At 52.0% G+C, this 26,675-nt stretch carries 18 protein-coding genes; 15 read left to right on the top strand and 3 right to left on the bottom strand.

Annotated elements, in window-relative coordinates; all coding sequences use genetic code 11:
* Positions 1-14 precede the first annotated feature (14 nt).
* Complete coding sequence (locus BHK98_RS05035; RefSeq protein ID WP_075712480.1) at positions 15-290, bottom strand: ACT domain-containing protein; 276 nt, start codon at positions 288-290, stop codon at positions 15-17.
* Positions 287-1,336: an elongator complex protein 3 gene (locus BHK98_RS05030; protein WP_075712479.1), complete on the bottom strand. Its 1,050-nt coding sequence runs from the start codon at positions 1,334-1,336 to the stop codon at positions 287-289. Before BHK98_RS05030 ends, BHK98_RS05035 begins: the two co-directional genes overlap by 4 nt.
* Before the next feature lie 311 nt (positions 1,337-1,647).
* Here BHK98_RS05030 and BHK98_RS05025 point away from each other — a divergent pair, with 311 nt between their 5' ends.
* The 15 genes from BHK98_RS05025 to BHK98_RS04955 all read left to right on the top strand — a co-directional run bounded on the left by BHK98_RS05025 (position 1,648) and on the right by BHK98_RS04955 (position 25,317).
* Entirely contained in the window at positions 1,648-2,850 is a 1,203-nt protein-coding gene (locus BHK98_RS05025) for an amino acid kinase family protein (RefSeq protein WP_075712478.1), read from the top strand.
* A gap of 59 nt (positions 2,851-2,909) precedes the next feature.
* Positions 2,910-3,587 carry a uracil-DNA glycosylase gene (locus BHK98_RS05020; RefSeq protein ID WP_075712477.1) on the top strand — a complete coding sequence of 226 codons (678 nt, stop codon included), beginning with the start codon at positions 2,910-2,912 and terminating at the stop codon, positions 3,585-3,587.
* Positions 3,588-3,591: 4 nt separating this feature from the next.
* Positions 3,592-4,152 (top strand): LemA family protein, encoded by a 561-nt coding sequence (locus BHK98_RS05015; RefSeq protein ID WP_075712476.1) that lies wholly within the window; start codon positions 3,592-3,594, stop codon positions 4,150-4,152.
* Positions 4,127-6,079 carry a DUF2207 domain-containing protein gene (locus BHK98_RS05010; protein ID WP_083628054.1) on the top strand — a complete coding sequence of 651 codons (1,953 nt, stop codon included), beginning with the start codon at positions 4,127-4,129 and terminating at the stop codon, positions 6,077-6,079. The genes BHK98_RS05015 and BHK98_RS05010 overlap by 26 nt, the downstream gene beginning before the upstream one ends.
* On the top strand, positions 6,073-6,450 hold the full coding sequence (locus tag BHK98_RS05005) for a metallopeptidase family protein (protein ID WP_075712474.1): 378 nt from the start codon (positions 6,073-6,075) through the stop codon (positions 6,448-6,450). The genes BHK98_RS05010 and BHK98_RS05005 overlap by 7 nt, the downstream gene beginning before the upstream one ends.
* Positions 6,451-6,561: 111 nt before the next feature.
* The gene (gene typA, locus BHK98_RS05000; RefSeq protein WP_075712473.1) at positions 6,562-8,433 is read left to right on the top strand and encodes a translational GTPase TypA; all 1,872 of its coding nucleotides are present in this window, start codon (positions 6,562-6,564) and stop codon (positions 8,431-8,433) included.
* A 12-nt stretch (positions 8,434-8,445) separates the two neighbouring features.
* A complete protein-coding gene (locus BHK98_RS04995) occupies positions 8,446-9,264 on the top strand; it encodes a mechanosensitive ion channel family protein (RefSeq protein WP_075712472.1) in 819 nt (272 codons plus the stop codon).
* Positions 9,265-9,348: 84 nt separating this feature from the next.
* Positions 9,349-12,792, top strand: a complete 3,444-nt coding sequence (locus BHK98_RS04990) for a pyruvate carboxylase (RefSeq protein WP_075712471.1) — start codon at positions 9,349-9,351, stop codon at positions 12,790-12,792.
* Positions 12,793-13,068: 276 nt separating this feature from the next.
* Positions 13,069-14,457 (top strand): alanine/glycine:cation symporter family protein, encoded by a 1,389-nt coding sequence (locus BHK98_RS04985; protein WP_075712470.1) that lies wholly within the window; start codon positions 13,069-13,071, stop codon positions 14,455-14,457.
* A 345-nt stretch (positions 14,458-14,802) separates the two neighbouring features.
* Positions 14,803-15,300, top strand: a complete 498-nt coding sequence (infC, locus tag BHK98_RS04980; RefSeq protein ID WP_342718752.1) for a translation initiation factor IF-3 — start codon at positions 14,803-14,805, stop codon at positions 15,298-15,300.
* Between the two features lie 21 nt (positions 15,301-15,321).
* Entirely contained in the window at positions 15,322-15,522 is a 201-nt protein-coding gene (gene rpmI / locus BHK98_RS04975; RefSeq protein WP_075712468.1) for a 50S ribosomal protein L35, read from the top strand.
* Between the two features lie 59 nt (positions 15,523-15,581).
* Complete coding sequence (gene rplT, locus BHK98_RS04970) at positions 15,582-15,941, top strand: 50S ribosomal protein L20 (protein WP_075712467.1); 360 nt, start codon at positions 15,582-15,584, stop codon at positions 15,939-15,941.
* A 439-nt stretch (positions 15,942-16,380) separates the two neighbouring features.
* Positions 16,381-20,331: a DUF5722 domain-containing protein gene (locus BHK98_RS04965; RefSeq protein WP_075712466.1), complete on the top strand. Its 3,951-nt coding sequence runs from the start codon at positions 16,381-16,383 to the stop codon at positions 20,329-20,331.
* 82 nt (positions 20,332-20,413) lie between these two features.
* Positions 20,414-22,624 (top strand): hypothetical protein, encoded by a 2,211-nt coding sequence (locus BHK98_RS04960; protein WP_075712465.1) that lies wholly within the window; start codon positions 20,414-20,416, stop codon positions 22,622-22,624.
* 83 nt (positions 22,625-22,707) lie between these two features.
* On the top strand, positions 22,708-25,317 hold the full coding sequence (locus BHK98_RS04955; RefSeq protein ID WP_075712464.1) for a DUF5722 domain-containing protein: 2,610 nt from the start codon (positions 22,708-22,710) through the stop codon (positions 25,315-25,317).
* A gap of 117 nt (positions 25,318-25,434) precedes the next feature.
* On the opposite strand, the gene BHK98_RS04950 is transcribed toward BHK98_RS04955, so the two are convergent.
* Positions 25,435-26,661, bottom strand: a complete 1,227-nt coding sequence (locus BHK98_RS04950) for an aldo/keto reductase (protein ID WP_075712463.1) — start codon at positions 26,659-26,661, stop codon at positions 25,435-25,437.
* Positions 26,662-26,675 lie beyond the last annotated feature (14 nt).

Raw genomic sequence — 26,675 nt, 5'->3', positions numbered from 1 at the left:
TCCCACCCCCTTTCCTAGATCCGGTGCATCGAATTGAAGATGTTCTCGTGCATGACATGGACCTGCATGTCGGGTACGGCTGTGCGGATGCTGTCCTGAAGCTCTTCGATGGACCGGGTCGCCTCCGTGATGTCGATGATCATGATCATGCAGAAATAACCGTCCAGAACGGACTGAGTCACTTCCATGACATTTGCGTTTCCCTCTGCTGCCGCGGTGGAAACCCTGGCCAGAATTCCGACCATATCCCTGCCGATGACAGTAACGACTGCTTTCTGTGTTTCGTTCATTGTTTGTCTCCCTTTATTCTCGCGATGTATTCACCATCGTGTAATTCATTGCATACTCTATATGATAAAACAATCCCGGGGTATTTATCAAGGAAATATTGGCGGTTGCGGCCTCCGTTCCCCACGAGATTCGAGAGTCCGCGGGCGTTTGCCATGCACAGGACTTCCCTCTTCGGATTTCTGCTGCTGCAGGGAACAAAACCGAGTGCGGCGAGCTGCTCTTCGATTCGCTCCTTTGCGATTTCCCCCTCCACCAGCTGCCGGAAGGCGGGATGAAAGGTGGTTCCCGCGATGCTCCCTCCCGATCGGATCAGGTCGCTGCTTTTCAGCCCCACCCGGATAATATTTATGCCGGCGGCGTCCAGGATCTTGTACATTTCCTTTGTCCACATCACCGCCTCCTGCTGTGTGAGCGGACGATAGCCGCCATTCTGCCACAAATGATACAGACCGGTGTTTTCGATGACGATGACGGGATAGAGCCGGGCGATCTGCGGGCGGAGGAGGACCGTCTCACGGGCACTGCGGATGCAGGCCTCCGGGCTGTCACCGGGAAGCCCGATCATCAGCTGGATTCCCAGTTCGAAGCCGTATTCCTGTATCATGCGGGCGCTCCGGTAAACGTCGGCACTGTCATGCCCGCGCCGGCTCAGGGCTAGAACCCGGTCGTCGAAGGACTGCACGCCCAGCTCGATGGTATCAACGCTGTGTTCTCTGAGATTTTCCAGAATGTGCGGGTCGATGGCATCCGGCCGGGTGGACAGATGAATTTTGTGAATCCTGCCGCTCTCCTTGTATCGTCCGGCGATCCGCAGGTACCGGTTCTGGAGTTCCATGGGAATGGCTGTGAAGCTTCCGCCGTAGAAGGCGATCTCCCGCGTCTCCACGTGTTCCAGTGTGGAAAGCCAGGTTTCAATGGTTTCCGTGACTTCATCCTCGCTGACGGGCGCCGTATGAGCCGTAATCGTGCGCTGATCGCAGAAAATACAGCTGTGGGGGCATCCGAGATGCGGAATGAATATCGGGATGATCGCATGCTTCTTCATATCGGTTTCAGCTTCCTCCTTTTTGTGTTTTCGTCGCCGGTGCAGCAGCCGATGGGGCATCTGGTGCGAGGTGAGCGCCAATGCGGTGTCTGTCGCAAGATGCCTGCCGGTGCAGCAGCCGGCGGGATAACGCTGCCAACATTATATACTTGCGGAGAGGAAATGTAAATGCCGGACAGTATTTTCCGCGAAGGCGGCGCACAATATTTTTTGTTAAAAATAACAAAAAAAGACTTGTTAAATTGTGTGATTATGTTAGAATATCCGATATAAGACAGGGTTGTGAAGAACCGGAAGAAAATGGAGGAGCTATGAATCTGGTACAGAAATATGGAGGGAAGTACCTCAGAAACATGGAGGATCTGAACCGGATCGCGGATCATGTGGCGGAATACCGCAGCCGCGTGGACGGGCTGGTGCTCGTTATGGCGTCGATGCATGAAATCGCGGAGCAGACGCTGAAACGGGCGGAAACCTTTGGAGAGGACATCAGCCGGGACAAGCTGGACGCGCTTTTTTCGGCGGCGGAGCTTCAGACCGCGGCACTGATGGCGTGCGCTCTGGAAAAGAGGGGCGTCGGAGCCCGCGTGGTTGAGGACATCCGGGGGCAGTCTCTGGATATCGTGGACCGGTACCGGGGAAAGCATGAGATTATGCTGGACCGGATTGAGCACGCGTTTCTTGCCGGTGAGGTTGCGGTCGTTCCCGGATTTCAGGGCTTCGGCGATTTCGGCATGGAGGACCGGCTGGGACGATACGGTTCCGCCGCGACGGCCGTGGCGGTTGCGGGCGGTCTGAAATGCGGCTGCGAGCTCTACGGAAATGCTGAGGGCGTTTATGTCGTGGATCCGAAGGTTTCGGAGAGCCGTACCGTGTTTCCGAAAATAAGCTATGAAGAGGCGATGGAGCTGACCGCGCTGGGCGAAACGGATCTGGAGGCGGGAGCCATAGAGCTGGCGAAGACACTGGGCGTCGAGGTCTTTGTGGGCCCGGCGTTTAATGAAAACAGGATTGGAGGTACATTCATTGTGGACAGAAGTGTGATTGTGCAGGAAGCCGCGGTCAGTGGAATCAGCGTGTCGGATGACATCGTGATTTATACCATCAGGGATATCGCCACCAGCGGAGACGCGGTGTCAGAATTGTTTGAGATGCTGGGCGATCTCAGCGTGAATGTCGATGTGATCTCACAGCAGACGTATTCGGAAAATGCGTGCGCGGTGTCCTTCAGCTGCTCCGGCGGAGATATCGAGGTTATCGACAAAGCCTTTGCCGGGAATTCCCGGTTCTGTAATCTGGAGGTCATGAAAAAGGAAGACATCTGCCTGGTCTCGCTGGTGGGCGTGGGTATGACCACCCATGTGGGAGTTGCCGGAAAAACCTTTGCGACGCTGGCGGAAAACGGGATACGGCATTATAACATCACGACCTCGGAGATTTCGATTTCCGCGGCGATCGATTCTGACAAAAAGAACGAAGCGGTCATCGCGCTGTCCGAAGCGTTCCGCCTTTAAGAGCCGCCCCGTTCTGCATTTCTCTTGAATCTCATGTGTCTTTCAGGTATAATTGTGACATGGTTAGTATTGGAAATGAATGGGATGAAGTCCTGAAGGGAGAATTTGATAAGGATTACTATCAGAAGCTGAGGCAGTTTCTGATCCGGGAGTACCGCAGCCGCAGAATTTATCCGGATATGTACGATATTTTCAATGCGCTGAAATATACGTCGTACAATGATGTGAAGGTTGTGATTCTGGGGCAGGATCCGTATCATGAAGAGGGACAGGCGCACGGACTGGCTTTTTCCGTGATGCCGGGCGTTCCCCAGCCGCCGTCGCTGGTGAATATTTTCAGGGAACTGCAGGAGGATCTCGGAATCTCTCCGCCGCCCCGGGATAACGGCAGCCTGGTGAACTGGGCGAAGGACGGCGTGCTTCTTCTGAATACGGTGCTCACGGTCAGGGAGCATCAGGCAAACTCTCACAAGGGCAGGGGCTGGGAGATTCTTACAGACCGGATCATCCAGCTGCTGAACGAACGGGAGAAACCGCTGGTATTTATTTTGTGGGGAGGGAACGCAAAGGCGAAACGGCCTCTGCTCACCAGCCGCAGACATCTTGTGCTCACGGGAGCGCATCCCAGTCCGCTGTCGGCCTATAACGGGTTTTTCGGAGGGCGGTACTTTTCCAGAGCGAATGAATTCCTGGTCAGCACCGGTCAGGAGCCGGTCAACTGGGAGACAGGGAGGTAGTTGAATGATTGCTGGTATTATTATCGCTGTCATCGTCGGCGTCATTGTGGTGTGGCTGATTGCGGCGTACAACGGCTTTGTCCGGGCGAACAACAACTGTGAAGAGGCGTTTGCCACCATGGACGTGTACATGAAGAAGAGATACGATCTGATTCCGAATCTCGTGGAGACGGTCAAGGGGTATGCGGCTCATGAGTCGGGTACACTGCAGAAGGTCGTGGAGGCCCGCAACATGGCGCAGAGTGCGTCGACCGTGGAGGAACGAGCGCAGGCGGAGAACATTCTGTCCGGCACGCTGAAATCTCTTTTCGCGATTTCGGAGGCGTATCCGGATCTGAAGGCAAATCAGAATTTCATGGATCTGCAGTCGCAGCTCCAGAGAATCGAGGATGAGATCGCGAACTCCAGGAAGTACTACAACGCGGTCGTCAAGATTTTTAACAACAAATGCCAGATGTTCCCGAGCAACATCATCGCAAACGTTTTCCATTATACCCGGAAACCGATGTTCGAGGTGGAAAACGAGGAGGAACGCCGGAATGTCAGGGTGGATTTCAATGCATAGCGTATCATTTAAAAGGCCGCGGATCGCAGCCTTTGTTTTGTTTCTGGCACTGATTGCGGTGTTCTGGTCCTCAGCGCACTGCGTGTTCGCGGCATCGGACGACTTTGAAACGGAGGTATTCAATGTCAGGGCGACCGTCAGTGAGAACCATGTGATCCATGTGAAGGAGACCATCCGGGTTAATTTCAATCAGTCCGCGCATCACGGCGTAACCCGGTACATCCCTGTGCCGGAAAAATACTATAAGATAAAAAATATCGACAGCGGTAAGGATTCGTCGGATTATGAGATGGAATCCGGCTCCGACAGCAGTCTGGGCGGTCAGTATTCCTTCTGTTACATCAAGATCGGCGACCCCGACGAGGTTATCACCGGAAGGCACACCTATACGCTTTCTTACGATCTGGTCTGCTACGAGGACGACTCGGAAAAGGAGGACTACCTGTCGCTGGATCTGCTTCCCACTGAGTGGGTGACCGCGATAGGAAAGACGAAGCTGACCCTGACCATGCCGAAATCGATAGACTGGGATAAGGTCAGCTATTACAGCGGAGCGTACCGGACAGTCGGCGGCCTGGATCCGATGTTCAGCAGGACAGTGGATAAGAAGAGCAACACGCTCACTATTCAGGGCAGCAGTCTGCCGCGCCATTACGGCGTGACGGTCAAGGCGACGCTGCCGCAGGGCTATTGGGTGGATCCCGCCAGCCGGCACATTTTCCGGATTCTGCTTTACTGTGTGCTGGCGCTGATTCCTTTGATTCTCCTGCTCCTGTGGTTCCTGTTCGGACGGGATCCCAGGGTGGTCCGGACGGTGGAATTCTATCCGCCGGACAATATGACGCCGGCAGAGCTGGGGTACATCATCGACGGAAATGTGGAGGGGACGGATATTTCCTCTCTTCTGATGTACTACGCATCGAAGGGATATCTGAAGATCCGGGAGTATGAACGTAATGCCTTCCGGGTGACAAAGCTCCGGGAGATTGACGAACAGGAAAAGAGCTTTGTGAAATATCTGTTCAATCAGCTGTTTGCCGAGGGAGATGAGGCGGATATGCAGAACCCGCCTGCCGGATTCGGCGATGCGCTGATGGTGACAAAGGATAAACTGATCGGTTACTATGATAAGAAAGAAAACAGGCTGTTCACGGAGGCTTCCGGAATCTGCCGCTGGATCGGGATGGCTCTTCTGGTCGTTCCGCCGCTTGCGGCGATTCAGCTGTCCAGGATGGAAACAGGCGCGGGCACGAGCATTCTGTGGATTGTAATCGAGCTGATCATTCAGATCATCGGAATCGGAAGCATTATGAGCGCCTTTGACCACAAGGACGCCCGGACCAGAGGCTCCAATATCGTCCGCTTTTCCGCGGGAATCGCCCTGACCGGAGCCGGCGCGATGCTGGCGGCGGCGCTGGCCTTCGACCGGCTGGGGAGTATGCCGGTCGCGGCGGCGGTGCTCGTGTCCGTCGCGGCGTCCTATGTCCTTGTGGCGCTGATGAAGGCCCGCACGAAGCAGAGCGCGGAGTGGCAGGGCAGGATCCTGGGCTTCCGCGACTTCATCCGGGACGCGGAGTACGACCGGCTGAAAATGCTGTCCGACCAGGATCCGGAATACTTCTTCGATATCATGCCGTATGCGTATGTCATGGGAATGTCAACCCGATGGGCGAAAAAATTCACCGATATCAAGGTTCCGCAGCCGGAATGGTACGACAGCTACGATACCGCTTCTGTGTGGACTCCGCTGTGGTACGGGAGCATGCTGAACTCCTGGGGCCGGGGAATCGCCGGCGAATTCGATTCGGCTGTCGCGGACGCTGCGTCAGAAGGCTGGGGCGATATCGGCGGTGACGGCGGCGGAGGCTTCGGCGGAGGCGGCTTTTCCGGAGGCGGTTTCGGAGGCGGCGGAGGCGGAGCATGGTAAGCCTCGCGCGCTTCCGCGAGATCACGGGAGATATGATGGATGAGCTCCCGGAGGCTTTTTTCCGGGAACTGAACAACGGCGTGATCGTTCAGGAATACGCCAGGCCACATCCCAGGGGCGTGGCGGACGATCTGTACATCCTCGGAGAGTATACGCGTTCGCCGAACTTCGGGAGAGGAATCACGTTGTATTACGGTTCATTTGTCCGGATGATGGAGGACGCTGACGAGGAACAGGTGACCCGGAGGATCCGGGAGGTGCTTCGCCATGAGTTCCGTCATCATCTGGAGAGTCTGTCGGGCGAGAGAGGTCTGGAAATCGAAGACGAGATTTTTCTTGCCCGCTATCTGCAAAGTCACGGGAGAGCGTGAGAAAATCGCGCTGCCGATGAGTGTGAGAAAATCCCTTCCGGGTGTTGAATTGGCTTTGAAATTATGGTAACATTAATTGTTAAGCCTACACACTGGAGGGGATTATATTTTATGGCAGAAAAACAAAAAATAATCAATATCGCTGTGATTGCCCATGTAGATGCGGGGAAGTCCACGCTGGTGGACGCGTTCCTGAACCAGAGCGGCGTTTTTCGTGAGAACGAGGAGGTCGTGGACTGCGTCATGGACAGCGATGATATAGAGAGAGAGCGGGGAATCACGATTTATTCCAAGAACTGTTCAATTATGCACGGAGATACCAAGATCAACATCGTGGACACTCCGGGACATGCGGACTTTTCATCTGAGGTGGAACGGATCATGAAGACGGTGGACACGGTAATCCTGCTGGTGGACTCCAGCGAAGGACCGATGCCCCAGACGAGATTCGTGCTGAGCAAGTCGCTGGAGCAGGGGCTGAATCCGATTCTTCTGATCAACAAAATCGATAAGAAGGACGCCCGCATCGACGAGGTGGTGGATGAGGTCTATGAACTCTTCATGGATCTGAACGCCAATGATGAGCAGCTGGACTTCCCGATCCTTTACGGCATCGCCCGTCAGGGAATCGCGGTACGCGATCCGGAGGAGGTAAAAGGCATCGAGGTCGGTGAGGGCGACAAAAAACTCCGCCATACGCCGAGAGGAATCGGCGGCCTGGACATCACGCCGCTGTTCGACACGATTGTGGAGCACTGTGCCCCTTATCCTGATCTGCGGGATGAGCCGCTGCAGCTTCAGGTTTCCACGCTGGCGTATGACGATTACATCGGCAGACTCGGCATCGGCAGGATTACCAGGGGCGTGATCCGGGAGGGACAGACTGTCGCTGTCGCCAGAGAAGACGGATCTATCGAGAACAAAAAAATCAACCAGGTCTTTGTCTACCGGGGCCTCAAACGCATGGCCGTGCCGCAGGCAGAGTGCGGAGACATCGTTGTGGTCTCCGGAATCTCGGATATTTCCATCGGGGAAACCATCTGCGATCCCTCTGACCCGCAGCCGATGGAGATGATTCACATTGAAGAACCGACCCTGTCCATGAATTTCATGGTCAACACCTCGCCCTTTGCCGGCAGAGTGGGGAAATATGTGACCTCGCGCCACATCCGGGAGCGTCTGAACAAAGAGCTTGAAGTCAATGTGGGACTTCTGGTGGAGGACACGGATTCGACCGACTGCTTCAAGGTCTCCGGAAGAGGCGAGCTGCATCTGTCGATTCTGATAGAAAATATGAGAAGGGAAGGCTACGAACTGGCGGTTTCCAAGCCCGAGGTTATTTTCCATAAGGATGAGAACGGACGGAAACTGGAGCCGGTGGAGGAGGTCGTCATCAACGTTCCGGATGAGTATTCAGGCTCTGTGATTTCCAAGCTGAATCAGCGGAAGGGAATGATGGTGCAGATGAGCGGAGAAAACGGGTATTCCAGACTGGAATACCACGTGCCCACACGAGGACTGCTGGGGTACCGCTCTGAGTTCATCAACGATACCCGGGGAGAGGGAAGCATGGAGCGGCGGTTCTTCGATTTCGAGCCCTATAAGGGAGAGATCCCCGGACGGACCAACGGCGTCGCCATCGCCATCGAGGAAGGAAACTGCACACCGTATGCTCTGTTCAATATCGGCGAACGGGTTCAGATGTTCGTGGAGCCGGGAACACATGTGTATGAAGGAATGATAGTAGGAATGAATTCCCGGAGTGACGATATGGACGTCAACCCGTGCAAGGCCAAGAAGGTCAGCAATATGCGCGCGGCAGGATCCGATGAGACGATCAAACTGTCGCCGCCGAGAACCTTTACGCTGGAGGAGGCGCTGGAGTTTATCGCCGACGACGAGCTGGTGGAGGTTACGCCGGACGATATCCGTCTGCGCAAGAAACTCCTGCACGAGCTGGATCGCCGCAGAGCGGGGAGATAGGAGGTTCCTTTCATGAATTTCAGCAATATCTTCACGTCGGAACACGGACTGGCGCTGCTGGAAAAATTCGGAGAGGCGCTGCTCATTCTGATCGTCGGTTGGATTATCATCCGGGTCGTCCGCCGCATTGAGAGAAAGGCGCTGGAAAGGTCCGCCCTGGACCGGTCGGTTCACACCCTGATCATGCGGACAACCGGCATTGTCCTGTGGATTCTGCTGGTTCTGACGATCCTGTCCAAGCTGGGTGTGGACATGGCGCCTCTGGTGACGGCGCTTGCCGCTGCGGGGGTGGCGGTGGCGCTGGCACTGCGGGACTCGCTGAGCAACGTGGCAGGCGGAATCATTCTTTTGTTCACAAAGCCTTTTGTGGCGGGAGATGAGGTCGAGATTAACGGAACCACCGGTATCGTCGACCGGATCGATCTGCTGACGACGCATCTGCATACCTATGACAACCGGGATATCATTGTTCCCAACGGAAATGTGACGACGTCCATGGTGATCAACGCGTCCAGGCGCGAGCTGCGTCGCGTGAGCGGGGAGTTCATCATCAGCTACGATTCGGACATCGATCAGGCGAAGGACGCCATCCGTCAGGTGGTTCACGAGGGGCCGCTGCTTCTGGAGGACCCGGAGCCCTGGATATGTCTGAAGCAGCACGGCGAGCGGGGGCTGGTGTTTGATGTCGGCGTCTGGTGCCGGACCGAGAACCGCAGCGAAGCCCTGATTTATATGGAAGAAGCAATCAAAAAAGAATTCGACAGGCGGGGGATACGCATCCCGTATCCGCATATCGAGGTTATGAAAAACGGGCAGGACCCGACGCAGTGACGCGAAGAGGAAGAGCGCCGGCAGCCCGTAAGACGGAGAGACGGAAAGTTTAACAGCATCTTTAGAGAACAGGAGAAACGAGAGATGAAGCAAATCAAGAGATTCAAGCGAGTACTGGTCGCCAACCGCGGCGAGATCGCGATCCGGATTTTCAGAGCCTGCAGTGAACTGGGGATCCGGACGGTCGCCATTTATTCGGAGGAGGACAACACGTCCCTTTTCCGGACCAAGGCGGATGAGTCCTATCAGTTGGGCAAGGGTAAATCACCGGTGGACGCCTATCTGGGAATCGATGAAATCATTGAAATCGCCAGAGCGAAGGGCGTCGATGCGATTCACCCGGGATACGGTTTCCTGTCGGAAAACCCCGATTTCGCTCAGGCCTGTGAGGACGCGGGCATTGAGTTTATCGGACCGACTGCGGAGATGATGAACCAGCTGGGTGACAAGATCCAGTCCAAGCTGGTGGCGGAGGAAGTAGGAGTTCCGACGATTCCGGGCGTCGAGGCAGCGATCCGGAGTGAGGACGAGGCAGTGGAATTCGCTGACAAATGCGGATACCCGGTGATTCTGAAGGCGGCAGCCGGCGGCGGTGGCCGGGGAATGCGGGTGGTTCGCGACAAGGCGGATATCATCAATGAGTACCGAACGGCGAAGAGCGAAGCGGCGAAGGCGTTCGGAAACGACGACATTTTCATCGAAAAATATCTGGAGAATCCTAAACACATCGAGGTCCAGATTCTGGGAGACAAGGAAGGCAACATCGTGCATCTGTTCGAGCGCGACTGCTCAATTCAGAGAAGACACCAGAAGGTGGTGGAGTTCACGCCGGCGCTGTGTCTGACGGAAGAGCAGAGAGCGGCAATCTGTGAAGACGCGTTGAAAATCGCCAGACATGTGAATTACCGCAGCGCAGGGACGGTGGAGTTCCTGCTGGACAAGCACGGCAATCATTACTTCATCGAGATGAACCCGAGAATTCAGGTGGAGCATACCGTGACGGAGCTCGTGACCGGAATCGACATCGTACAGGCACAGATTAAAATCGCGCAGGGCTACACCCTGGATTCCGATGAGATCGGGATTCGCGGGCAGAGCGATGTGAACGTGCGGGGAGCGGCGATTCAGTGCAGAATCACCACTGAGGATCCGGCCAACGGATTCGCGCCGGATACGGGCACGATTGAGCTGTACCGGAGCGCTTCCGGCTTCGGAATCCGTCTGGACGGCGGAAACGGCTTCACCGGTTCGGTGGTCACCCCGTATTACGACAGTCTGCTGGTTAAGATTACGGCCAGCGCACTCACCTTCGAGGATACGCGCCGGAAGGCCATCCGGGCACTGAAGGAAACCCAGATTAAAGGAGTTAAAACCAATATCGGATTCCTGCTGAACGTGCTGAACCATCCGGACTTCATCGCGGGAAGATGCGATACGGGCTTTATCGCGGCGAATCCGGAGCTGCTGGACATCAGCACCAAGGTGGACCGCGAGCTGAAGGTGCTCAGCTACATCGGGAATATTGTGGTTAACGAGACCCACGGGAACAAGCCGGAGTTCAACGTTCCGGTTTTCCCGAAAATCAAGATGACGCAGATCAATCAGCTGTCCGGCACCAAGCAGCTGCTGGACAAACACGGACCGGAATTTGTGAAAAACTGGATCCTGGATCAGAAGAAGCTGCTGGTCACCGACACTACGATGCGGGACGCGCAGCAGTCCCTGATGGCGACGCGGGTGAGGACCGTCGATATGACCAAGATCGCTCCGGCAGTGGCTTTGTACGAGAAGGACGCGTTCTCTCTGGAAATGTGGGGCGGCGCGACCTTCGATACGGCGTACAGATTCCTGAAGGAGTCGCCGTGGAAGCGGCTGGATGAGCTGCGTGAGAAGATTCCGAACATCCTGTTCCAGATGCTGATCCGCGGCGCGAACGCGGTGGGGTACAAAAATTACCCGGACAATGTCATCCGGGAGTTCGTGAAGCAGGCGGCGAAGGGCGGCATCGACGTGTTCCGCATCTTCGATTCGCTGAACTGGATTCCGGGAATGGAAATCGCGCTGGACGAGGTGCTGAATCAGGGCAAGATTGCAGAGGCGACGCTGTGCTATACCGGCGACATCATGGACGCCAGCAGGGACAAATATAATCTGCAGTACTATGTCCGGATGGCAAAGGAGCTGGAGAAGCGTGGAACGCACATTATCGGAATCAAGGATATGTCCGGCCTGCTGAAGCCGGAGGCGGCGTATAAGCTGGTCCGGGCGCTGAAGGAGGAAGTGGGCGTGCCGGTTCATCTGCATACCCACGATACCAGCGGCAACGGCGTCGCGACCTGCCTGCGGGCGGCAGATGCGGGAGTGGATATCATTGACGCCGCGGTGAACAGCATGTCAGGCCTCACCTCGCAGCCGGCGTTGAACTCTATCGTCGCCGCACTGGAATTTTCCGACAGAGAGACCGGAATCGACGCGGACAGACTGCAGGAGATATCGGATTACTGGCAGGATGTGCGGCCGGTGTATCAGCCCTTTGAGAGTGATCTGAAGACGGCTTCCGCCGAGATCTACAAATATGAGATTCCGGGCGGACAGTACTCCAATCTGCAGTCGCAGGTGGAGAGCTTCGGACTGGGACACAAGCTTCGCGAGGTCAAGGAGATGTACAAGCGCGTCAACGATATGCTGGGCGATATCGTCAAGGTTACGCCGTCCTCCAAGGCGGTCGGCGACATGGCGATCTTCATGGTACAGAATGATCTGACGCCGGAGAACATTATGGAGAAGGGAAAGAGCATCGACTTCCCCGATTCCATCGTCGCTTTCTTCGAGGGAATGATGGGACAGCCGGAGGGCGGATTCCCGAAGGATTTACAGAAGCTTGTTCTGAAGGACAAAGAGCCGATTACCAGACGGCCGGGAGAACTGCTGGAGCCGGAGGATTTCGAGTACATCCGCACGGGGCTGCAGAACTATTTCGGACTGGAGGGAACAGACCGGGAGGTCATCAGCTACGCCATGTACCCGAAGGTCTACGAGGAGTACCAGAAGAGTATAAAGAAGGACGGGCACTTCACCCTGATGGGCTCCGATGTGTTCTTCCACGGACTGCGTGAGGGCGAAACCTGTGAGGTCAAGCTGGACGAAGGAAAAGAACTGGTCATCCGTCTGACGGAGGTCAGGGATGTGGACAAAGAAGGGTTCCGGGATCTGGATTTCGAGGTCAACGGAAACCGCAGGGTCGTCCGCATCAAGGACAACCAGGTGGAGGCCGCGGTCTCCAGCTCCTCGGCGCGATACGCGGATGAGGAGAACCCCATGGAGATCGGCGCGAACATCCCCGGGAACATCGTCAAGGTGCTGGTCAACGAGGGCGATACCGTGGCGGATCAGCAGCCGATCGCGGTAATCGAGGCCATGAAGATGGAGACCAACATCATCGCAAGAACCTCCGGAGAGGTGGAGAAAATCTTCATCAAGAAGGGACAGCAGGTCAAAGCGGGTCAGCTGATCGCGCTTCTGAAGTAGGGGGATACGATCCGGCAGGGAATATTTTCCGCCGAAACGACCCTGAAATATACATGGAATATACACAAAAAGTGCTTCGCGAAATATTGCGGAGCGCTTTTTGTGAGCTTAAAATATAAAATATACGGTATACTTGTCCGGGAACCACAAAAAAGTCACTTAAAATAATGTGATTATTTAGAAAAGGGGTTTGCTTTGTGAAGAGTGTGTGATATAATAAGAACGTAATTATTATTCGTTATTGTCTTAGCACTTTTGTAAAGGAGGCATGAGAGTATGGTAAAGGCCCTAGACAACTTTGACGCTTTTCTATGGGGTTTGCCCCTGATTATCGTTCTGCTCGGTACACATCTGTTCTGTACCGTCAGAACAGGCTTTATCCAGAAGTATACGTTTAAGGGAATCAAATTATCCGTTACGCCTGATCCGGACGGAGAAGGCGAAGTATCACAGTTCGGCGCACTGACGACCGCCCTCGCGGCGACAATCGGAACCGGAAACATCATCGGAGTCGCCACCGCGGTGGCGAGCGGCGGACCGGGAGCGGTCTTCTGGATGTGGATGACCGGCGTGTTGGGCATCGCGACCAAGTATATGGAAACCGCGATGTCTGTCAAGTACAGAGAGCAGACGGAGGACGGACGCATGATCGGCGGCGCGTTCACTGCGCTGGAGAGAGGTCTGCACGCCAAATGGCTGGGCGTCCTGTTCGCACTGTTCGGCGCTATCGCGGCGTTCGGAATCGGCTGTATGACGCAGGCGAACTCCATTTCCACCGCGCTGAAGCAGAACTTCGGACTGCCTGAATGGGTGGCCGGTATTCTGGTTGCGGTATTCACGGCGATCGTAATCATCGGCGGAGTCAAGTCCATCACGATGGTCACCGAGAAGCTGGTACCGTTTATGGCGGCGTTCTATGTAATCGGTTCCATCTGGGTCATGATCATGAACGGTCATTTTGTCGGCGAAGCGCTCGTTCTCATTATCAAATCAGCATTTTCACTGCAGGCAGGCGCCGGCGGACTGTTCGGCTACAGCGTCGCAGTCGCACTGCGTTACGGATGTGCGAGAGGCCTGTTCTCCAACGAGTCCGGCATGGGCTCCGCTCCGATCGTAGCGGCGTCGGCGAAGACCAGAAATCCTGTGAGACAGTCTCTGGTATCCATGACCGGTACCTTCTGGGATACAGTAGTCATCTGTCTGCTGACCGGACTTACGCTGGTAAGCTCCGCACTGGCGCATCCTGAATTCATCGAGGCCGGAAGCAAGACTGACACGACAGTTCTGACCTTCCATGCGTTCGGACTGATTCCGGTTGTCGGACGTCCAATCATCGCCCTCTCGCTGGCGCTGTTCGCGTTCTCAACGATTCTCGGATGGTCCTACTACGGTGAGCGGTGTGCGGAATACCTCTGCGGCCCGAAGATTATTATGCCGTATAAGATCGCGTTTGTGGTTCTGTCCTTCGTCGGCTGCGTAATCGCGCTGAATACCGTATGGACAATCGCAGATATCCTGAACGGTCTGATGGTTATTCCGAACGTTATAGGAGTATGGCTGCTGAGCGGACATCTGATGGAGGATGTACACAAATATGTACGCAACATCGACGAGGTGGATCCGACGCCGATCCCGATTGTACATAAGCAGATCGCGGATCTGTAATGGGAATATCGCGGTTCTGCGGCAGGCAGTTTAAACGATTGAGTAAATAAAACGGAAGAAATAATTACATTTTCAGAGGTCGCCCGGATTGCCCGGTGCGGCCTCTGAATTTCTGAAAAATATTTGACAGAGGCGGCAGCGGATGGTATACTGTTGGAGTAATCAAGAAGAAGTTATCCGCTTCTCACCTTTCAGACGATCGTGTTTGTCGGGTAAATAGTTGAAAACAGCGTAGCTTGCGTTTTTTTGAGGCGGATACAGAAGGTATCCGTTTTTTAGTAGGAGGTAGAGAAAATTAGCAGAGAAAGTAGAATCAACGAAGAGATTCGTGCCAGAGAACTGAGAGTGATCGACAGCAATGGAGAAATGGTCGGAATCATAAGCCGGAGCGAGGCTTTGGAACTGGCAGAACAGCGGAAGCTGGATTTAGTGGAAATCTCACCGAACGCGAAGCCGCCTGTTGCGAAAATACTGGACTATGGAAAGTACCGCTATGAACTTCAGAAGCGGGAAAAAGAGGCCAAGAAAAAACAGAAGACGATTCAGGTCAAGGAAATCAGACTGAGCACCTTTATCGAGGAGCATGATATTCTTGTGAAGGCGAAGACTGCCAGCAAGTTCCTGAAGGAAGGGGACAAAGTCAAGGTCAGTCTCCGTTTCAGAGGGCGTGAGCGCGATTACGTCAACAGAGGACGTCAGGTCATGAATTCCTTTGCGGAGGCCTGTGGAGAATATGGGGTTATGGACAAAAAGCCTTCCTTCGAGGGCAGAAGTCTGACCATGTTTTTGTCGCCGAAGCCTGCGGAGAAGCATAAGAAATCCAAGGATAACGAGAAACAATAATTGACATAGGAGGGTATAATTATGGCAAAATGCAAGATGAAGTCTCACAGAGGCGCATGCAAGAGGATGAAGGTCACCGGATCCGGAAAGATCCAGAGACATAAGGCATACAAGAGTCATATTCTGACCAAGAAAACGCCGAAGAGAAAACAGGGTCTGCGTAAATCCACGGTTCTGACCTCAGCGGATCAGAAGAGAATGCTCAGATCAATGGCGAAATAGCGCATCGGAGAGATCGCGTTACTAAAGGTTGAAATATCGGTTTACAGGAGGTATAGAATATGGCAAGAGTAAAGAAGGGCGTAAACGCTCACAAGAGACATAAGAAGGTTCTGAAGCAGGCAAAGGGCTTCTACGGACAGAAGAGCAAGGTCTTCCGCGCGGCGAATCCCGCAGTGATGAGATCCCTGCGGTCTGCGTACATCGGAAGAAAGCGCAAGAAGAGAGATTACCGGAAGCTCTGGATCGCCCGGATCAACGCCGGTGCGAGAATGAACGGCATCAGCTACAGCCGTCTGATGGACGGACTGAAGAAGAGCGGAATCGAAATCAACAGAAAGATGCTCTCCGAGATGGCGATCTACGACGAGGCCGGGTTCGCGAAACTCTGCGAAACAGCGAAGGCCGCTGTAACGAAATAGAGATAAATGTGCCGGTAACATCGGAGAAAAGGGGCGGTGTTACAAAATGCACTATATATGAACCGGATGATATCCGGTCTGGCACAGGGACGCTGTGATTGGAAATCAATCGCTGCGTAACCCGACCGGAGAGGTAATGCAGTGTATATATACTGTCAGAACCGTCCGCTAAAGCAGAACTTGAATAAGGGATCAGAGTAAGTAACATTATTCTGGTCCTTTCTGCGGTTGCAGGTAATATGATAAGATGCAGCGAACTTTCGATAAATCCAATATTTAATATCGGATCGTTCAGTTGTACCAGAGGCACATAGCCGATATACGTGTTTGTTGCCTAAGGTATTGAGTTTTCAAGGTTTAACACATTTTGTCCGTGCAGGACGGCAGTTAAACCCGTGTGCGAAGAAAGTGAAAAAAGGGAAGAAGGCGAAGAAAGGAAATGTTTAGGAAAGAGAGAAGCCTCCATGTTGTATTAAGAAAGGGAGGCGTTCATACGGCTGTTATTGCGCTGCTTGCAATTATCTTTGCCACGGCGGCGTTCGCTTTTGTCTGCCATGACACATATGCAGCCAGCTCCAAGGATGCGAAATCCTCCGGCATGACGGTCAGTGTGGAGAAGTCAAAGGTCAGAATCAAGATTAAACGAGTCGGAAAGAAGGGCACCGCGAAGCTTTATATGTGCCGGGCGAACCAGTACAATAAGAAGGACAAGCTCAACGGTATCAGTAAATCTACAAAGGTCAGGGGGACATACATCGGTAAGTACAAGATGGGATCGAACAAGACGTTTACGGTCAGTCGGTACAAAAAAGGTGTTGATCGGCTGTACAGCAAATACTATCTTGTGGACAAAAAAGGGAAGATTGTCAAAGGTCCGATCTATGCATCAAAGATTTATTCACCGGTGAAATCTGTGACTATGAAATCGGCCTCCAAGAAAGGCCTCTTTATGGATGATGCAGCCGCTTTGAGTGATGCGAAGGATCTTGGTGCATCCTCGATGGCCATCAATATCAACCTGGCCGGAATTCTGTACCCCAAATATCATTCGAACGCGATCCGCTTCAAGTCGAACGGAAAGACATATTATTTCAATAAGAGCAAGGTTGAATACTATGACAAGGTAATTTCGGCAAACACACAGAATGGTATCAATACCACGGCGACGCTGCTCCTGATGAATAATGGGGAAAGTAACGGAATTCCTTCCGCACTTCTGTACAGCAACCGTACGGGAGAATCTTTCGGAATGAACACATCCAATTCCTCCGGCAGAGACTACTTTATCGCCTGCATGGAGTTTTTGGCATCCCGTTATTCCAGAGGCCGCGAGCGTGGCCTGATCAATAATTATGTGATCGGAAACGAAGTGGATTTCACCGGATGCTTTATGCCGGAGAAAAAAGCGAAGGGAAAGACACAAAAGGCCCGTTTCAATGAATATATGGAAGAGTACGCGAGAGCACTTCGTCTTTCAAATGCGGCAGTAAAAAAATATGCGGGGGATGCGAAGGTTCATATCTCCATCACACATAACTGGGCAGCTCCCGGAAATGAAGCTGTGGGCGGAACCGCTTATGCGCCGAAGGCAATGCTGGAGTGGCTGGCGAAGTATTCGAATCAGAGAGGAAGCTATGACTGGGGTATCGCGCCGCATATATACGGCTTCAACCTCCCGGCATCGGATGTCGGCTATAATGATACAGGGATGAATCCGGCGTACCCGAAGGTTAAGGTCGGCGGAAATTACAATTCGTCAAAATGGCTCACTATTTCGAACTTCGAAATCCTGCAGAAATACCTGGAACAGAATAAAATGCGCTGCGGCACAAAAGTCCGTGACGTGATTTTACAGGAAACCGGCGTGTCCTCGGAGAAGAACACGAAAGCTGACAAGTACCGGCAGGCGGCATACACTGCGCAGATGTATTATAAAGCGGCGCATATGAATTGCGTCAGCAGTCTGATGTATTTCCGGCTGCATGATACGAAGGAACTTGAAAAGGCTAATGCGAACTTCGGCCTGATCGGAATGGATGGAAAGAAGAAGCCGGCATATACTTTGTGGAAGTATATTGATACGGATAAGAGCTTTGACTATTCAAACCGATATCTTGAATATATTCAGTTCCAGAAAGGTGGAAAGATATATAAGAAGGCCAACGGCAACATCAGTAACTGGAAGGATGCGATGAAGGTTGTCGATTCCACATTCAACTGGAATACGCAGTGGAACACAGCGAAGATTGAAAAACGGAAAACCGCCGGTGTCAAACGTTCTCTTTCCGTAAGTGCGGATTCCTATGATGTAAATGATTCGATCAAGGTAACGGCTGCCGGAGCATCCAATGATATGGTGGGACTCTACAAAGCAGGAGACGATCCGGAAACGAAAGAGCCGATCTTCTGGTACTATGTCGGCAGCACGAATAATGGAATCAATCATACTTCCGGAAAGAGCTATGATGTTCGTGCGGCCGGACAGATCAGCGACTCACGCTATGATGAGGCGACATTGACTGCCGGTAAATACAAGATTGCGCTGATTTCAGACGGCACCGATGTGGTTGAGAGCCGCAACATCACGATTACCGGAAGCATTGATACAGCGAAGGAATCAGTCAGAACGAACAAGACCAGCTACCACGTCGGAGAAAACATCATCGCGACGGCAACCGGAGAAGGAACGTACTGGGTCGGTATATATAATGAGGATGATTCCTATGGTACCGGAAGCGGAACGACGACTTCAATCTACTGGTATTATGTCAACGATAAGGACAGTGGAAAAAAAGCGGGTGTTCCGGTCATTCTCCAGAATACAAACTTTAACCGGACTGACAGGGTCGCTACACACGAGATTCCGGCAGGAAAATATAAGGTTATTCTGTTCAGGGGTTCGGGTTATGATGAAGTAGCGTCGACCACAATCTCCGTCGGAGAATCGGCTCCGGACAGTCTGAAATCCATTCACTATTCGCAGGATAACAACTCGGACGGTTATGCGAATGGCACAGTTACAATAACAAAAGACGCTGCGAACGAAACTGCGACAGACTGCGTGATGTACTGGGCGGGTGCAGATGGAAATCCGCTGGTCGGATATGATGCGCTGGCGAAATTCAGGCTGACAGGGAATTCGACCACATTCCACATGTACGAGCATACGATTATCCCGGAAGGAGCGAAGAAACTGATCGCTTATGCGGCAAACGGAAAGAAACTGTCTTCCAAAGCGGTTTCAGTCGATATTCCGGAGGGCAGCAGCTATCAGATCGGTTCGCCGATCATGGAATTCCAGGTTGTCAGTGATGTCCATATCACAAATGACAGTTCGCTGCAGTACTATGATAAATACAATAACGAACACTTCACGGAAATGCTGAATGATGTGAAGAAAAACAGCCCGAACAGCCGGGCGATTGTGATCAACGGAGATATGGCGAACAACGGAAGAAAAGATCAGTTCTACAAGATGAAATCTTTGTACGACTCCGCCGGCGTCACACCAAAACTCCACATAGCTGTCGGAAATCACGACTGGATGGCGGGAAATCCGAACAATCAGTTCCAGGATTTCGTACACTTGTTTAATCCGTCGGTATCAACGCCGAAGAATGTCTACTATGACGAGTGGATCAACGGATATCACTTCATTTATCTGGGCGGTGAAAAGGAAGGTCTGCATGCGCAGATGTCCGATGCTCAGCTGAAGTGGTTCGACGAAAAAATGAAGGAAGACACCGAAAAAGATCCGAACAGACCGGTATTCGTTTTCCTGCATCAGTCCATGAAAAACACCGTAGCGGGAAGCTTCAGCGGACAGGGCTGGGATGGTGTGGATAACACAGAATCATTCCAGAAGATCCTGAAGAAATATGGGCAGATCGTTTTATACAACGGACACAGCCACTGGGAACTGAACTCGATCGGCTGTATGTTCAACGGCAGTACGAACGCGCCGGTTGCATTCAACACCGCCTCAGTCGGATATCTCTGGACAAGCTACAATGAGACGACCGGGGAGTACACCGAGGGATCGAACGGATATTATATCCGCGTATATGATGATAAGATCGCGGTGCTGGGCCGTGACTTTGTGAACGGCAAATGGATTCCGTCGGCAATGTTCATTGTAGAAAAAGATCCGATTACTGTATCAAAGACATCTGTCAGGCTGAAGAAGACATCAAAGGCATACAGCCTAAATGCAAAGTCTGCATCAAATGCGGCATTGTCCTATGTTTCCTCAGACGCCTCGATCGCGACGGTCAGCAGCTCTGGAAAAGTGACGCCTAAGAAGGCGGGAACAGCTGTCATCACGATCACCTCGGACGGAAGCGGAACAAAGACGATGAACCGAAAAGACGTGAAAGTAACCGTTAAATAAATCTTCAGACACACGTTTAGACGATATGTGGCGCCTGCACTGCCGCAAGCGCTGCATATCATGATATAAGGAGGGACAAGAAATGGTAACAGCACGCAAGAGAAAGTCTGTCAGATGGCTTATTGCGCTCCTGTGTATTACCGTATTTGCGGCATTTGCGCCGGGATCGGTCTATGCAGACAGCGAATACAGCGTAACGACGGACAAAGACGAGTACACGGTCGGCGAAGCGATCAATGTCACTTCGGTCGGTCCGAGCGGTTCCTGGGTCGGTATTTACGGCGTGGACGAGGGAGATTACCTGGATGGTACGCAGGCGTCATACTGGTGGATCGATGGAAATAAAACCGCAGACATCACCAAAGGAACAAAAGGTGAAGGAAGACCGGACTCGCTGACCCAGTTGAAGCCGGGAAAGTACAAGATTGTTCTTCTCACCGGAGGTAAACCGCCGTACACGCAGCACGCCGAAAAAACTATTACTGTAAAGGCGGACAGCCGTTACAGCGTAACGACGGACAAAGACGAGTACACGGTCGGCGAAGCGATCAGTGTCACTTCGGTCGGTCCGAGCGGTTCCTGGGTCGGTATTTACGGCGTGGACGAGGGAGATTACCTGGATGGTACGCAGGCGTCATACTGGTGGATCGATGGAAATAAAACCGCAGACATCACCAAAGGAACAAAAGGTGAAGGAAGACCGGACTCACTGACTCAACTGATGCCGGGTAAGTATACAATCTCTCTTATGACCGGAGGTAAACCGCCGTACACAGAGTACGCAACAAAGAGCATTACGGTGAAAGCAGACGACGGCTACGATCTGACCGTTGAGAATGCAAAAATCAATGACGGTGAAGCATTGAACATCAAGGCTTCTGTTCCGGACAGCGATACGGAAGCATGGGTTGGTCTGTATAAGAAGGGTGATAATGTTAACACAGATACATCTGCAACATATGCAATGATTAATTCAGACCGCAAGGAAACCTTTAATCTGCTGAAGGATAACGATACTAAGGATCGCACGGTTCTGGCGGCCGAGTACAAGCTGGTACTGATCAAGAGCGGCAGTGGAAACCCGTATATCATCGAGAAGAGCATTGATGTGAGCATCAAGAAGGTCATCAACAAGGATGACTATAAACTTTCGATTGATAACACGAAGTCCTATGCGTCGTGCGGTACACTGCCGGTAACAGCATCCGCTCCGAAAGACTCCGGAGCGTGGGTCGCAATCTACAAGCAGTCGGATGAGAACACGAACAATTCAAAGGGCGGCAAAGAGTCCTACTTCTGGTACTATGTAAACGGTTCCTATGATGTTGATAAAACAACGGGATACTGGAAGGATCCTGCCGACAAAACGACGCTTTCGTGGGAAAACGGCAAAGAGGTCGATCTCCTTCATGCGGTTTCCAATAACCGAGAAAACAAGGACTGGAAGAACCGACTGGACGAGGGAACCTATAAAATCATCCTCTACGGAGACGAAGGATACGATTATCCGATTCAGACGATCGAAAATATCAAGATCACCGGACATGAATGGGAACTGACAAAACCGGAAAGTGAGCCGACATGTACGGATAAGGGCTCCGGTACATACACCTGTAAATTATGCGGTGAAACAAAGCAGGATTTCATTCCGGCCCTCGGCCATAAGCTTGACGGAAAGAAAATTGTAAGCAAGAAAGCCACTGATAAAGAGGACGGCGAGTATGCGGAGACCTGCACAGTGTGTCACAAGCAGGTTGTGACCGGCAAGATCGCAAAGATTGCGTCCGTTAAGACGACAAAATCCGCCTATGCATACACAGGAAAGACCATTAAGCCGATCGTGGAAGTAACAGATGCGGACGGCAAGACTATCGTCGAGAATGATCACTATCTGGTGACTCGCGCTAAATCGAGCAAGAGCATCGGCTACTATACGTTGACGGTTAAATTCCGGAATGAATATGACGGAACGAAGAAACTGACCTATACGATTAACCCGAAGAAGGCTTCGCTGAAATCGGTCAAGGCCGGAAAAAAGACGTTGAAAGCGTATTGGAAAAAAGATTCCAAAGTCAGCGGATATCAGGTTCGCTACTCCGCGAAGAAGTCGATGAAGAGTGCGAAGGTCAAGACGGTCAAGAACTATAAGACAACATCCTATAAGTTCTCGAAAGTCAAGAAGGGGAAAAAGTATGTACAGGTACGCTCCTACAAGACGGTAAAGAACATCTCGGGCAAGAAGGTGAAACTTTACGGATCGTGGAGTTCTGTGAAGAGCGCTAAGGTGAGATAATAATTTCGACATAAATCGCTCAATATGCCGCTGCAGCGGAAAACTGCGGCGGCTTTTTCTCAGATATTAAAGGGGAGAAAATGATGAGGAAATTACAAGAAACAGGTTGCGAATCAGCATGGATCATCAGACTGAGTCCTGTCCTGATAGTGCTGATCGGTATGCTATGCCTGGGAATGTTCCGACCGGTATATGCCGATTCAGGAAATCTGAAAGTTGCTGTCAAATCGGATCAGATTACAATTACACTTTCAAATATCGGCAACAGCGGCACAGCACAGGTATACGCAGCATCAGCAAATGAATATGCAGAAAGTGATTCGATTCACGGAATCAGCACGATACGCGGGAATGGAGATCTTATCGGTACTTATACCTGCGGAAGCAGCAAGACGCTGACAATTGATCGATACAACGAGGAGAGAGAAGACCTTCTGTACGATAAATATTATGTCATACAGGACAAAAAAATTCTTGCAGGACCAGTCTATGCAACCGATATCCAATCAAAGAAAGATCGGATTCGTGTTGAGACGACGAGTAAGAAAGGCATACTTCTGGAAGGTGACGATCCGGTTGCTTCGGCAAAGGATATCGGCGCACAGCAGGCCGCGCTGAATATTGATGTAAACGAGCTTCTGTATGCGAACGAAGACAAAAGCGGGAACCCTATCGACGAACGGGAGCACGGCGGAATCGCATTTCGCTCCAACGGGAAAACTTATTTCTTCAATAAAAAACGCGTCGATTACTACGACAAGGTTGTATCTGAAGCGACCTCTGCCGGGATCAACGTTACCGCCATTATGGTCGCAATGCCGGATGCCGATTATTCATCCCATCCGGTGTCCCTGACTTACGGAGACGGAGCGCTGACCCCTGTCATGGGATTCAACACATCAAACCGGAAGGGGCTCGGGTATTTCGAGGCCGTCATGGAGTTCCTTGCCTCGCGGTATTCAAACACCGGGCACGGCGTGATATCCAGCTATGTAATCGGGAACGAAATTGATCATCCGTACAATTACTGGAAGGTCTCAAAGAATACAGCGAAGTATAAGAGCGGTGCATGGAAGGGAAAATGGATCGAAAAGAGAGAATCCCTTGACACCTTTATGGAAGAATATACCAGAGCGCTCCGTGTCGCCAACCTGGCCGTAAAAAAATATGCTGCGGATGCAGCCGTGCTTGTTTCGCTGACGCATGACTGGGCGTACAATGAACAATCTGTGCGGCATAATTATTCTCCGCTGATTCGGAATACATACGCCCCGAAAGCCGTCCTCAGCTGGATTGAGAAACGGGAATCCGCCCGCGGAGATTACGACTGGGGAGTTGCGCAGCATAACTACAGCGGTAGCCTTCCGTCGACGGATATCGGTATGGTCGATACCGGGGCCGATTCAACTCATCCGTACTTTAAAATTACAGGGGATTACAACACGTCCCAGTTCATAACGGTATTAAACCTTGAAGTACTTCAGAAATATCTGTCACAGGCAAGCATGATGTATGACGGCAAACCGAGAGGCATCTATCTGACAGAGACCGGTGTATCTTCAGGAGACTGCTCTGAGGTCGGCCAAAAACGGCAGGCCGCATATATTGCACAGTTATACTACCGCTGTGCGAACCTGAATGCAGTTCAGGCGTTGTGTTACTACAGACTTCTGGATCATGAGGCGGAAACGAAGAACAATGCATCGTTCGGTCTGATCGACAGCAGCGGAGACAAGAAACTGGCCTATGATATGTATAAGCATATTGACTCGAAAGACAGTTTCGTGTATTCTAACCCGTATTTGCCGTATATTGCCTTTATGAAGGACGGGAAGGTTCATTCAGTGGCAAAGGGAAATATCTCTTCGTATAAGGATGCTATGGCTGTTACCGACGGATTCGACTGGGACGCCGCATGGAATCTGAAGAAGATTGAATCTGCCCCGCTGAAAAGTGACCAGTCCGACGGTACCGATTATAAATACGAACCGAAATGCGAATACAAGTATGATAAATCGACCCGCAGGCATGATGTGATCGATAAAGATACAGGAAAAATCATTGAGACTGAAGACTGTGCGTTCGACTCCGGTAACGTCACGAAGCAGGCGACAAGGACAAAAAACGGCGTGTTGACCTATACATGTGAAATTTGTGGAGGAAGTTATAAAGAAACGATCCCGAAACTGACAACTGTGTCACCTGTCAAAGATTATATTTATGAAGGAGTCGAGATCATACCGCAGATCAAGGCGAAAACATCGGACAGGAAGAGCGTATCGAGGGATCAGTATCTCGTTACAACACTCTCCGGCTCCGTCGATACCTATACTGTTAAACTTGATTTTAACGGCAGATATAAGTATCGCACCTCGTTTAAGGTTACGATCCATCCGGAGGGAACCAGACTGAAAAAACTCAGGGCGAGTAAGAAAAAAGTCACTGTTTACTGGTATGCGCAGCCGACCCAGATCTCCGGTTATCAGATTCAGCTTGCGACAAAGAAATCGTTCAGGAAAGCGAAGACGTACACAGTTAAGAAAAAAACCGGAACAAAAGCCGGAGCCAAACTGTCGAAAACGCTGAAGATGAAGAAGGGAAAGTACTATGTCCGGGTTCGCACATATAAAAAAATCAAGGGGACTAAGATCTATTCCTCCTGGAGTAAAGTGAAAAGTACAAAGATCCGATAAAACAAAACCCCATTTTCTCCCGATAACACCAGATTCGCATTAAGTGAATCGAGGGAGTGTGAAAGAATTCATTTTTTCGCACTCCCTTTTATAATAAGTTCTTTGGTGAGGTCTTTTTTATTCCGGCTTCCCCATTTCATCGGTTTTGTCGGTCAGCATGGAATCGGGGTTATGGGAGTAGAGCTCGCCGGCGATTTTCTCTTTCAGCAGATTCGCGATGTCCAGATGCTGCGGACAGACCTTCTCGCATTTGCCGCAGGCGACGCATTTCTCTGCGCCGGCGCGCCGCTCCTTCATGAATCCGTAGGTGATGGCCGGGGTACAGACGTCATTGTAGTCGGAGCTTTCCGTCATCCGGTAATAGTCGTTGAACAGCTGGAAATAATCACCGGAGGGGATGTCGAAGGGACAAGCCTCCTCACAGTATTTGCAGTTGGTGCAGGGGATGGCGGTTTTGCTGTTGATGATGTCTGTAACCTGATTGAGAATTTTGTATTCCTCGTCGTTCAGTGGCTGGAAATCGTCGAAAGTCTTCATGTTATCTTCCAGAAATTCCATCTTCGGCATTCCGACAGAGACGACCCGGACTCCCGGCAGGGAGCCGACGAACCGATATGCCCATGAGGCGATGGAAGCGTCAGGATTGTAGTCCTTCATCAGCTTTACGGCCTCTTCGGGAGGATTGGCCAGTGTGCCGCCCTTGCAGGGCTCCATGACCACGATGGGCTTTCCGTGCCGGACAGCGGTCTCATACAGCTCCCGGGAGCGGATCGCGGGAGAATCCCAGTCCAGATAATTAATCTGCAGCATCACGAAGTCCACCTCGGGATGCTCCGTCAGGATTTTGTCGAGAAATTCCGGGGTCTCGTGAAGGGACAGACCGAATTCGCGGTACTTGCCTTCTTCTCTCTTTTTGACGAGGAAGTCAAAGAGTCCCTCCTTCGTCCACTTGTCGTAGGTTTCCGAGCTGATGGCGTGGATCAGATAGAAGTCAAAGTAGTCCACATGACATTTTTTCAGCTGCTCCTCAAAGATCGGTTCCATTTCCGAACCGTCCTTCATAAACTTGACCGGCATCTTATCCGAGAGAATGAAGGATTCTCTCGGATATCTGTCGGCTACACAATGGCCGATGGCCCGCTCAGAGTTACCGTTATGGTAAAACCAGGAGGTGTCGAAGTAGTTATATCCGTTCGCCATGCCGCGATCCACGATTTTCTGCCATGCGGCCTCATCCACATTGGAATCGTCCCGAAATCCCGGAGCGACAAAGCCGGCTTCCACAATCGGGAGACGCAGGCAGCCGTAGGCGAGCCGCTTCCCGAAATCAATTTCCTTTTTCATCTGAAAGTCCTCCG

This window comes from Hornefia porci (assembly GCF_001940235.1).
Taxonomy (GTDB): domain Bacteria; phylum Bacillota; class Clostridia; order Peptostreptococcales; family Anaerovoracaceae; genus Aminicella; species Aminicella porci.
Note: the sequence above shows the minus strand (reverse complement) of the source record. Positions and strands in the feature narration are given on the sequence as shown.